Raw genomic sequence first — 9,407 nt, 5'->3', positions numbered from 1 at the left:
CAGCACGACGCAGGCTCCGATCGCCAGGAAGCGCAGCAGGCCGCCAGCGTTGCCGTAAAGCTCGATGCGTCCGATCTCGATACCGTCATGGCTGATCGGCTGCAGCACGGGCGAGGCGAAGATCATATCGGCCAGGCGATGATCCAATTCGGCAAGGGTGGATCCGCCCGGACGCTGCCAATGGGCGAACAGCGCACCGTGGGCGTCGAACACATTGGCCTCGGCGACGCCGCCTTCGGCGGAGGCGATCAGGCCCAGCGCCTCCTCGGCCGCGGCGCGGTCCTTGAACACCAGCGCCGCCTCGACCGTGTAGCTCATCGAGGTCGCGATCAGCTGCAGGTTGCTGCCGGCATAGGCGCGCAGCGCGGCGAAGCCGGCGACGGTCAGCGTCAGCCCGGCCAGCGTCACCGCCAGCAGGGCGACGCCGAGATGGGCCCGCTGCAGCACGCGCCGCAGCGTCGGCCGCTCCGCCGCCGCACGGCGGCTCACGGCGGCGTCTCCTTTCGCCGGCCGAGTTGCAGCACCTTCGGGCTGACCCGGACGCCGCCGCGGGCCACGGAATCGAGGTTGATCTGGAACGAGACCTCGGTGCCCCGCACCTGGAGGCAGAACATGCTGCCCACGGCGCAGCTCTCGTCATGCTCGCTGATGCTGAGCACGGGATGGCCGGCCAGCTGCGTGAAGACCTGCCGCTTCTCGGCTTCGCCGAGCCGGCCGAGATAGACGATGTCGCACTCCTCGCCCGGCGATCCGCCGGGGCTCGGTCGGATGCCGCGGACCGGCCGGCCGGACGGTTGCGCGGAGTCCTCCAGGAGATCGTCGGCATAGTCGGCCGGGCCGATCACGCACAGGCGCAGCATCGGCGGCTCGACCGGCCAGCGGGTGTAGCTGATGATCCCCATCACCACCTGCTGGACCGCGGCCGCGCTGTCCCGCGGCGGGTCCTGGGCCCGGCCGGGCGCGGCCAGGGCCAGCAGCACCGTGACAGCCGTTGCCGCGAGGAGGGCGGCGTGCCGCAGCAGCGGCAGCCCGGGACGACCTCCGGCACCAGCCGCCCCCCGGTCAGGCCCGCAAGACGGTCCGGCGGTGGCCGGGCGAGGCGGGGATCGGCCGATCATGACCTGGGACGCTGAGGCGAAGGAGGCGTGATCGGCACGGCATCGGAACAACGGGATCTCGGGACAATGTCTGGCTTTGGCAATGATCGCGCGCCCGCCTTCCTGCGGAGGGCTGCATCGACGAGGCCGAGGATAACATCGTTGCGCGGCGGGAACATCCCGGAGACCGTTCCAAAGTTGAGACGATCCGCGCCGGCCGCCATTTCGGGGCGGCGCGGTCCTGGTGTAAGACGAGCCATGGAAACCCTGACCGACCTCGCCGTCCAGATCCTCCAGACTGCGGACCCGCTGCGCAAGATCGAGCTGAGCCACCAGGCCGCCGCGGCCTGGCGGCAGCGTGCGATCCCGGTGCTGGGCACCCGCCGCCCGCCCGCGCGGCCAGCCCGCCCGGCGCAGCCGGAGTTGCGGCGGCCCGGCGACATGCCGAAGCGCCGGCTGGGCGGGGAGGCAGGGCGGATCGCCCTGCTGCACGCCCTGGCGCATATCGAGCTGAACGCGATCGACCTGAGCTGGGACCTGATCGCCCGCTTCGCCACCGCGGAGACGCCGGAGGGGTTCTTCAACGACTGGGTCAAGGTCGCGGACGAAGAGGCGACGCATCACGGCCTGCTGTCGCGGCGGCTGGGCGAGCTCGGCTCCGGCTACGGCGCCCTGCCAGCGCATGACGGGCTGTGGCAGGCGGCGGAGGAGACGGCGGAAGACCTGCTCGGCCGTCTCTCCGTGGTGCCGCTGGTGCTGGAGGCGCGGGGCCTGGACGTGACGCCGGAGACTGTGGAGCGGCTGGAGCGCGCCGGCGATGCCGAAAGCGCCCGCATCCTGCACCGGATCTACACCGACGAGATCGGCCATGTTGCCGCCGGCCGGCGCTGGTTCGAATGGGAGTGCGGCCGTCAGGCCTTGCCGCCGGTCCCGACTTATCACGCGCTGGTGCGGCGCTACTTCCGGGCCAAGCTGAAGCGACCCTTCAACGTGCCGGCCCGCGACCTGGCCGGCTTCGCCGCCGCCTTCTACGAGCCGCTGGCGGAGTAGGGGTCAGCCCTTCCGTTCGTAGATCACATAGAGCTTCCGGGCCGGCGTCACGTTCCGCCAGCTGCCGACGAAGCCGGCGGGGATGACGAAGCTGGCGCCGGCCTCGAAGCGGCGGACGTCGCCCGCATCGTCGGTGAGCTCCACGGTGCCGGACAGCAGGTGGCAGAACTCCTCCTCGGTGTAGCTCACGCGCCAGGCGCCGACCGCGCCCTCCCAGATCCCCGAGGAGAACTGGCCGCTCGGGTCGTCATAGAAGTTGCGCACCGTCTGCACCGGGTCGCCGGCCAGGATCTTGGCCGCATCCGGCCGGTAGGTGCTGTCCTCGGACCGGGCAGCAGCGAAATCGACAATATCGGCGGCAGTCTTGCTCATGAGGCCTCGCAGACGGGAGGCGTGAGACTGCCGGCTTCAGTTGGCGCTGTCGAGGCTCCAGGAGGGACGGGCGAAGCGCTCGGCCATGAAGTCGACGAAGCTGCGGACTTTGGCCGATAGGGTGCGGGCCGGCGGATAGACGGCGTGGATGCCGAGCTCCGGAAACCGCCATTCCGGCAGCACCTGCACCATGCGGCCGGCGGCCAGGTCCGGCGCGGCGATGAAATCCGGCTGCCGGGCGATGCCGTAGCCCTCGCGGATCGCCGCCTGGATGGCGTCGCCATTGTTGATCTGCAGCCGGGCGCTGATGCGGATGCGCGCCTCGCCCTCCGGCCCGGTCAGCACCCATTCGCCGCGGTCACCGCCATAGGCATAGGCGATGCAGCGGTGTCGGGCGAGCTCTGACGGATGCTGCGGCGTGCCGTGGGCCGCGAGATAGGCGGGGGAAGCGCAGAGCAGGATGCGGCACGGGGCGAGGCGGCGGGCGATCAGCGAGGAATCGGCCAGCCGGCCGATCCGGATCGCCAGGTCGGTGCCGTCCTCCAGCAGGTCGACGACCCGGTCGTTCAGGGTCAGGTCGACCGAGACCTCGGGGTAGCGTTCCAGATAGGCAGCCATGGCCGGGGCGACATGCAGCACGCCGAAACTCATCGGCGCGTTCACCCGCAGCAGGCCGCGCGGCCGGGCGTGAAGCGCCGCGGCTTCCTCCTCGGCCTCGAGGACGTCGGCGGCGATGCGCTGGGCCCGCCGGTAGAAGGCGGCGCCGGCCTCGGTCAGGCTCAGCCGGCGGGTGGTACGGTTGAGAAGCCGGGTGCCCAGCCGGGTCTCCAGGTCCAGGATTGCCCGGCTTGCCAGGGCGCGCGACAGGCCCAGCTGCTCCGCCCCCGCGGCGAAGCTGCCGGCATCGACGATGCGCACGAACAGGTCCAGCGTGGTCAGGCGATCCATATTGTCAAAGGTGGATCAACAATCTTTTGATGTCACGCCGGATTATCAAAATCGGTCGCAGGCGCAATATGAGGGCTAGCGGAGGTCCGGCCGTCCCGTGCCGCCACGCCCTGGAGATCGATCATGTCCACGATGCCCGCACTCTTCGTCTCCCACGGATCGCCGATGCTAGCGCTGTCGGACGAGCCGGCGGGGCGGTTCTTCGACGCGCTCGGCCCGTCGCTGCCGCGCCCGGACGCGATCCTGCTGGCCTCGGCCCATTTCGAGACCGAGGTGCCGACCGTCGGCGCGGTGCAGCAGCCCGAGACGATCCACGATTTCTATGGCTTCCCCGAGCCGCTGTACCAGGTCCGGTACCCGGCCAGCGGTGCACCCGGCCTGGCGCGCCTCGCCGCCGAGCGGATCGCCGCGGCCGGCCTGCCGGTCGAGATCGACCAGACCCGCGGCCTGGACCATGGCGCCTGGGTGCCGCTGCGGCGGATGTATCCGGCGGCCGACATCCCGGTCGCGACCCTGTCGATCCAGCCGCATCGCGACCCGGCGCACCACTATGCGGTGGGCCAGGCGCTGCGCGGTCTGCGGGAGGAGGGGGTGATGGTCCTGGCCTCCGGCTCGCTGACCCATAATCTCCGCGCGCTGGACTGGCGCGGCGGACCGGACGCCCCGGTCTCCGGCTGGGCCCAGGTGTTCATCGACTGGGTGGCGGCGGCAGTGGCCGAAGGCCGGGTCGACGACCTTCTGAACTACCGCCGCCTGGCGCCCGAGGCGGTCAAGAACCATCCGGCCGACGAGCATTTCCTGCCGTTCTTCGTCGCCCTCGGGGCCGGCGACCTGCCGGGCCGCCGGCTCCATGCCAGCGTCACCATGGGCGCGCTGGCGATGGACGCCTATTCGTTCTGAGCGGGATGTCGCTGGCGGCCGTCAGGCTGCCTGCTTCACCAGGCCCAGAGCCTCCTCCAGGCTGACCTCCCCGTGGAAGCCGCGGGTGCTGCGGGCCGGCTCGCCGCGCTCGATGGCATGGGCGAACTGCACCGCCGGGTCAGCCTCCAGCCGCTCGAACAGGCGCTGCAGGCCGGGATAGTCCCGCCGGTCGACCACGTCGTGATACTTGGTCCAGCGGGCGATGCCGATGAAGTAGGCGTCGGCCAGGCTGCGCTGGCCCAGCAGCCAGTCCTGGCCGCCCAGCATCGCCTCCAGATCGGCATGCGCCTTGGCCACCTTGGCTGCGCCATAGGCCCGCAGCGCGTCGCGCTCCGGCCCCGCCACGCCATGCTCCAGGGTGTACCAGAGCGGGCTGAAGGCGTTGAAGAAGCTGGTGTTCAGGAAGCCCAGCGCCTGGTTCAGCCGGTCGAAGCCCGGCGTGCCCTGGCGAAAGGCCAGGCCGGTGTCGACCCCCTGCGCGCCGAGGTGGTTCAGGATCGCCAGGCTCTCGCTGATCGCCCGGCCGTCCGCCGTCAGCAGCGTCGGCGTCTCACCGACCGGGTTCAGGCGGCGATAGGCCTCGCTCTGCACCACCTCCGGCATCTCGACGCGGCTCAGCCGGTAGGGCAGGCCGAGCCATTCCAGCGCCACGATCGAGCCGAAGGAGCAGCCCGAGGGCACGCCGTAGAAGAGGATCTGGTCCATGATGGGTCCCGTGTTGCGGTTGCCCCGGAAAGATGCCCCTGTGGACTTCAGGCCTGTAGCCGTGCATGTGTGAACCCAAGGTCCACAGCTATGGACGATGGGTGTGCTCAACCTCAATGATCTGATCCTCTTCGTCCGGGCCGTGGATGCCGGCGGCTTCGCCGCGGCCGCGCGGCGGCTGGGCCTGCCGAAATCGACCCTCAGCAAGCGGGTGGCGGAGCTGGAGGCGGCACTGGGCGCCCGGCTGATCCACCGCACCTCGCGCAGCTTCGTGCTGACCGAGCTCGGGCGCGACTTCTACGACCATGCCCGGGGCGCGATGATCGAGGCGGAGGCGGCGGAAGGCGTGGTCCGGCGCCGGCTGGCGGAACCCAGCGGCACGGTGCGTATCACCGCCTCGGTGCCGACCGCCCAGTTCCGCCTCGCCGGCCTGCTGCCGGCGCTGGCCCGGGCCTATCCGAAGATCCGGCTGCAACTGCACGTCACCGACCGCTTCGTCGACCTGGTGCAAGAGGGCTTCGACATCGCCGTGCGCAGCCATTTCGCGCCACTGCCGGATTCGGAGCTGGTGCAGCGGCGGATGGCGGTCGAGCGGATCGCCCTGGTGGCGGCGCCGGACTATCTGGCTCGGCGCGGCACACCGCGTGAACCGGCGGATCTCGCAGAGCATGACGGCCTGCTGACCGGCCCGTCGGCCACCGTCTGGCGGCTGCGCCACCGCGAAGGCCGCGAGGCACAGGCGGCGCCGGTGTCGAGCTTCGTGGCGGATGAATCGGTCGTGCTGTTGCGGGCGGCCGCGGCAGGGCTGGGCATCGCCTGCCTGCCCGAGACCATGACCACCGAGGCCCGGGCTGCCGGCACGCTGGCGCCGGTGTTGCCGGAGTGGGAGGCCGGCACGGTGTGGACGACGCTGCTGACGCCGCACCGGCGTGGCCAGCTTCCCGCCGTCCGCGCGGTCATCGACTTCCTGGCGGAGGCGGCCGGCTAGGCCGCCGCCTTGCCCTGCGCGGCGGCCAGCACCGCCTCGACATGGCCGGGCACGCGCACGCCGCGCCACAGGCCGCGGACGATGCCCTGCTCGTCCACCAGCACGGTCGACCGGTCGATGCCCATGTATTTCCGGCCGTACATCGACTTCTCGACCCAGGCGCCATAGCGCTCGACCGTGTCGTCGTCCTTGGCAGAGGCCAGGGTGAAGGTCAGGCCGTATTTCGCCGCGAACTTGTTCAGCGCCGGCACCGGGTCCTTGGAGATGCCGATGATCTCGGCATCGACGCCTTCGAACTCCGGCAGCGCGTCGTTGAAGCCGCAGGCCTCCTTGGTGCAGCCGGAGGTGTCGGCCTTCGGATAGAAATAGACGATCACCTTCCTGCCGCGCAGGGCGGAGAGCGTGACCGTGCCACCGCCGGCCTTGGGCAGGGTGAAGTCGGGGGCGGGCTTGCCGATCTCGACGCTCATGGGATCTCTCCAGACGGGTTTACCGTCTCGTTGACTAGACCGGCGGCCATGGTCCCGGCAAGAGGCCGCCGCAGCCGGACTGCCGCCGCGCTGCACCTCTTGATTGGTCGTGTCCCAAAGCATACCATTCTATGGGGAGGCAAGTATCGAGAGTGATTTCATTGTGCGGTTGATGTCGTCGCGACCCGGGTCGTGACTGTTTCGGCTAAGTCCACTTTTTGCCGGCAAGTGTCGGCAGCCGATTTCCTGGCCGCGGCCCGGCCTCCTTTGCCGAACCGGTGTCATCGCGGCGGGGCTGAGTTTTCCCGTTTGGACCTGCGTTCCGGTCGCGACATGGGAGAGCAACATGAGTCAGCCGAAACGATGGTGGCTCGGGCTGGTTCCGCTTCTCATCCTCTGGCTGCTCGCCGGCTGGCTCCAGACCGGGGCGGTCGAGCGTGACCTCGCCGACCGCGCCGGCGCCGCGATCGCCGCGACCACGGCGCTCGATTCGCCGCGGGCCGTGGTCGCCGGCCGCGACGTCGCCGTCGCCGGGCTGACCTTCTCGCCGGAGCGGACGGCGGCGGCCGTCGCCGCGGCTGAAGCGACGCATGGCGTGCGGCTGGTCAGCAGCGCGGTGACCACGCCCTCCGCCGCGCAGCCCTTCGACTGGTCGGCGAAGCGCGACGGGACCGCGCTGGTCCTGTCCGGCCATGTGCCGACGCCGGAGGCGCGCGCGGCGATCCTGGCGGCGGCCCGGACGGCTTTTCCCGACACCGAGATCCGCGATGAGGCAACCTACGCCTCCGGCGCGCCCGGCGGCTTCACCGCAGCTGCGGCCTATGGCCTGGCCCAGATGGCGACGCTGTCGCAGGGCAGCGTGTCGCTGAGCGACGCCGGCTATTCGATCGCCGGCGAGGCGTCGACCCAGGCCGTCTATCAGGCGGCGATGGCGGCGACCAAGACGCTGCCGGCCGGCCTGACCCTGGCGAAGGCGGAGATTTTGCCGCCGGAGCTGAAACCCTATGCCTGGAGCGCGGAGAATGACGGGCACGCGCTGAGCCTCGGCGGCGCGGTGCCGTCGGAGGAGACGCGGGCCGCGCTGGCCGGCGCCGCGGCCGCTTCGTTCCCCGGGGTCAGGATCATCGATGAGCTGCAGATCGCCCGCGGCGCGCCGGCCGGCGATTTCCTGGCGGCGGCGAAGCTGGGCTTGGCGCAGCTGGCCCGGCTGGCCGATGGCAAGGCCACGCTCGACGATGGCCGGCTCTCGGTCAGCGGCGCCGGCAAGGCCGGGGTCAGCAGCGAAGGGGTCGCGGCGGCGATCCGCGCCGGGCTGCCGCAGGGCTTCCAGCTGGCCTCGGTCGACATCACCCCGGCGACGATCTCGCCCTACACCTTGACCGCGGAGAAGACGGGCGGCAGCCTGACCCTGTCCGGCTACTATCCGGACGACCGCACGCATCAGGGCATCCTGGACGCGGCGCGGCGGCTGTTCTTCGCCGAGACGGTGAAGGACCAGCTGGCCCCCGGCGCCGGCGCGCCCGAGGGCTTCGCCGAGGCGGTGCAGGCCGGGCTGGGCCAGCTTTCGCGCCTGGCCCAGGGCACGCTGGCCCTGTCCGGCACCAATGCCAGGCTGTCCGGCCAGGCGCTGTACGAGAAGGCGGTGATCGACATCCAGGGGGCCTTCGCGGCGGCGCTGCCGCACCGCTACATGGCCGATGCCTGGATCGCGCTGAAGCCGCCGGAACCGGCGGTGGACGCCGCCACCTGCCAGGGCCTGTTCAGCGCGCTGCTGGCCAGGGGCACGATCCTGTTCGACACCGGCAAGGCGGTCATCTCCAAGGATTCCGCCGGGCTGCTGGACAACCTCGTGGTCGTAGCCCAGCGCTGCCCCGAGGCGCGGATCGAGATCTCCGGCCACACCGATGCTTCCGGCGACGCCGCGGCCAATCTCGACCTGTCGAAGCGGCGGGCGGAGGCCGTGGCCGACTATCTGCAGACGGCTGGCATCGCCGGCAACCGCCTGACGGCCGAGGGCTATGGCAGCACCCGTCCGGTCGCGTCGAACGAGACGGAGGAGGGCAGGGCCCAGAACCGCCGGATCGACTTCCTGGTGAATTGAGGGAGGCGCGGGACCATGGTCTACCTGATCGAAACTTACTGGCTCTGGAGCCTCCTCGCCCTGGTGCTCGGGGCGGTCATCGGCTGGATGACGGTCTCCGGGGAGGTTCAGCGGGCCGACGAGCCCTGGCTGCCGGACTGGCTGAAATGGGGCGCGCTGGTCTGGCTTCTCGGCCTGGTGGTCGCGCTGTTCCGCTGGTTCGGCGGGCGCAGCGGCCTGCTGCTGGAGACGGCGCTGCTGTTCTTCGTCGCCTATCTGGTCGGCTGCGTCGCCGGAGCGTGGCTGCGCAGCCTGCTCGGCGACGCGGAGCGGCCGGCCGAACCGGCGGCCGAGCCGGCCATGGCCGCTGCGGCGCCGACGGCCGTGGCCCCGGTGACGGTGCCGGCCGCGACGGTCGTGCCGCTCACAGCGGTCCCGGTCGTGGCGGTGGAGCCGGTCGCCCCGGCTGTTCCGGCCCAGCCCGCCGCCGCGCCGGCCGAGGAGGACGGCCATCCCGGCGCCAAGCCTCTGGGTCTGGCCGCCCCGCGCGGCGGCAAGGCCGACGACCTCAAGCGCATCAAGGGCATCGGCCCGCAGAACGAAGGCCGGCTGCACGGGCTCGGGATCTGGCATTTCGACCAGATCGCGGCCTGGACCGGGGCCAATGTCGACTGGGTCGGCTCCTTTCTGGCCTTTCCCGGCCGGATCGAGCGCGAGGGCTGGGTCAGCCAGGCCAGCCGGTTGGCCCGGGGGGTGGAGACCGAGTGCTCGAAAGT

11 protein-coding genes are annotated in these 9,407 nt (G+C 71.2%); 5 read left to right on the top strand and 6 right to left on the bottom strand.

From position 1 onward, the window contains the following. Together ABDW35_RS24835 and ABDW35_RS24830 are read right to left on the bottom strand one after the other, a co-directional pair. The coding region (locus tag ABDW35_RS24835) for a CHASE sensor domain-containing protein (protein WP_343716545.1) at positions 1 to 489 on the bottom strand (489 nt) is incomplete at its 3' end. Further along, positions 486 to 980 (bottom strand): YfiR family protein, encoded by a 495-nt coding sequence (locus tag ABDW35_RS24830; protein WP_343716544.1) that lies wholly within the window; start codon positions 978 to 980, stop codon positions 486 to 488. The genes ABDW35_RS24830 and ABDW35_RS24835, both read right to left, overlap by 4 nt. A gap of 375 nt (positions 981 to 1,355) precedes the next feature. Between ABDW35_RS24830 and ABDW35_RS24825 the strand changes: the two genes are divergently transcribed. Next, positions 1,356 to 2,147: a ferritin-like domain-containing protein gene (locus ABDW35_RS24825; RefSeq protein ID WP_343716543.1), complete on the top strand. Its 792-nt coding sequence runs from the start codon at positions 1,356 to 1,358 to the stop codon at positions 2,145 to 2,147. Positions 2,148 to 2,150: 3 nt separating this feature from the next. Here the strand turns inward: ABDW35_RS24825 and ABDW35_RS24820 are convergent, their stop codons facing one another. Both ABDW35_RS24820 and ABDW35_RS24815 read right to left on the bottom strand, forming a co-directional pair. Continuing rightward, complete coding sequence (locus tag ABDW35_RS24820; RefSeq protein ID WP_343716542.1) at positions 2,151 to 2,519, bottom strand: cupin domain-containing protein; 369 nt, start codon at positions 2,517 to 2,519, stop codon at positions 2,151 to 2,153. 36 nt (positions 2,520 to 2,555) lie between these two features. Then, positions 2,556 to 3,467: a LysR family transcriptional regulator gene (locus ABDW35_RS24815; RefSeq protein ID WP_343716541.1), complete on the bottom strand. Its 912-nt coding sequence runs from the start codon at positions 3,465 to 3,467 to the stop codon at positions 2,556 to 2,558. A 123-nt stretch (positions 3,468 to 3,590) separates the two neighbouring features. Here ABDW35_RS24815 and ABDW35_RS24810 point away from each other — a divergent pair, with 123 nt between their 5' ends. After that, entirely contained in the window at positions 3,591 to 4,367 is a 777-nt protein-coding gene (locus ABDW35_RS24810; protein ID WP_343716540.1) for a class III extradiol ring-cleavage dioxygenase, read from the top strand. A 21-nt stretch (positions 4,368 to 4,388) separates the two neighbouring features. On the opposite strand, the gene ABDW35_RS24805 is transcribed toward ABDW35_RS24810, so the two are convergent. Further along, positions 4,389 to 5,093, bottom strand: a complete 705-nt coding sequence (locus ABDW35_RS24805; protein ID WP_343716539.1) for a glutathione S-transferase family protein — start codon at positions 5,091 to 5,093, stop codon at positions 4,389 to 4,391. A gap of 103 nt (positions 5,094 to 5,196) precedes the next feature. On the opposite strand from ABDW35_RS24805, the gene ABDW35_RS24800 reads away from it, so the two are divergent. Next, positions 5,197 to 6,081, top strand: coding sequence for a LysR family transcriptional regulator (locus ABDW35_RS24800; protein WP_343716538.1), 885 nt, complete (start codon positions 5,197 to 5,199; stop codon positions 6,079 to 6,081). Here ABDW35_RS24800 and ABDW35_RS24795 read toward each other — a convergent pair. Then, on the bottom strand, positions 6,078 to 6,551 hold the full coding sequence (locus tag ABDW35_RS24795; protein WP_343716537.1) for a peroxiredoxin: 474 nt from the start codon (positions 6,549 to 6,551) through the stop codon (positions 6,078 to 6,080). The genes ABDW35_RS24800 and ABDW35_RS24795 overlap by 4 nt on opposite strands. Positions 6,552 to 6,897: 346 nt before the next feature. Here ABDW35_RS24795 and ABDW35_RS24790 point away from each other — a divergent pair, with 346 nt between their 5' ends. Together ABDW35_RS24790 and ABDW35_RS24785 are read left to right on the top strand one after the other, a co-directional pair. Then, positions 6,898 to 8,652, top strand: coding sequence for an OmpA family protein (locus ABDW35_RS24790; protein WP_343716536.1), 1,755 nt, complete (start codon positions 6,898 to 6,900; stop codon positions 8,650 to 8,652). A 15-nt stretch (positions 8,653 to 8,667) separates the two neighbouring features. Further along, positions 8,668 to 9,407 (top strand): hypothetical protein (locus ABDW35_RS24785; RefSeq protein WP_343716535.1); only part of this gene is annotated, 740 nt, incomplete at its 3' end.

The organism is Inquilinus sp. (genome assembly GCF_039594555.1).
Classification (GTDB): Bacteria; Pseudomonadota; Alphaproteobacteria; order DSM-16000; family Inquilinaceae; genus Inquilinus.
This window is presented reverse-complemented; position numbering and strand designations above follow the sequence as displayed.

Excerpts from the sequence above, each read along its gene's own strand:
- ABDW35_RS24825 (WP_343716543.1), top strand. The coding sequence starts at position 1,356 with ATGGAAACCCTGACCGACCTCGCCGTCCAGATCCTCCAGACTGCGGAC.
- ABDW35_RS24805 (WP_343716539.1), bottom strand. The coding sequence starts at position 5,093 with ATGGACCAGATCCTCTTCTACGGCGTGCCCTCGGGCTGCTCCTTCGGC.
- ABDW35_RS24815 (WP_343716541.1), bottom strand. The coding sequence starts at position 3,467 with ATGGATCGCCTGACCACGCTGGACCTGTTCGTGCGCATCGTCGATGCC.
- ABDW35_RS24820 (WP_343716542.1), bottom strand. The coding sequence starts at position 2,519 with ATGAGCAAGACTGCCGCCGATATTGTCGATTTCGCTGCTGCCCGGTCC.
- ABDW35_RS24810 (WP_343716540.1), top strand. The coding sequence starts at position 3,591 with ATGTCCACGATGCCCGCACTCTTCGTCTCCCACGGATCGCCGATGCTA.
- ABDW35_RS24795 (WP_343716537.1), bottom strand. The coding sequence starts at position 6,551 with ATGAGCGTCGAGATCGGCAAGCCCGCCCCCGACTTCACCCTGCCCAAG.
- ABDW35_RS24790 (WP_343716536.1), top strand. The coding sequence starts at position 6,898 with ATGAGTCAGCCGAAACGATGGTGGCTCGGGCTGGTTCCGCTTCTCATC.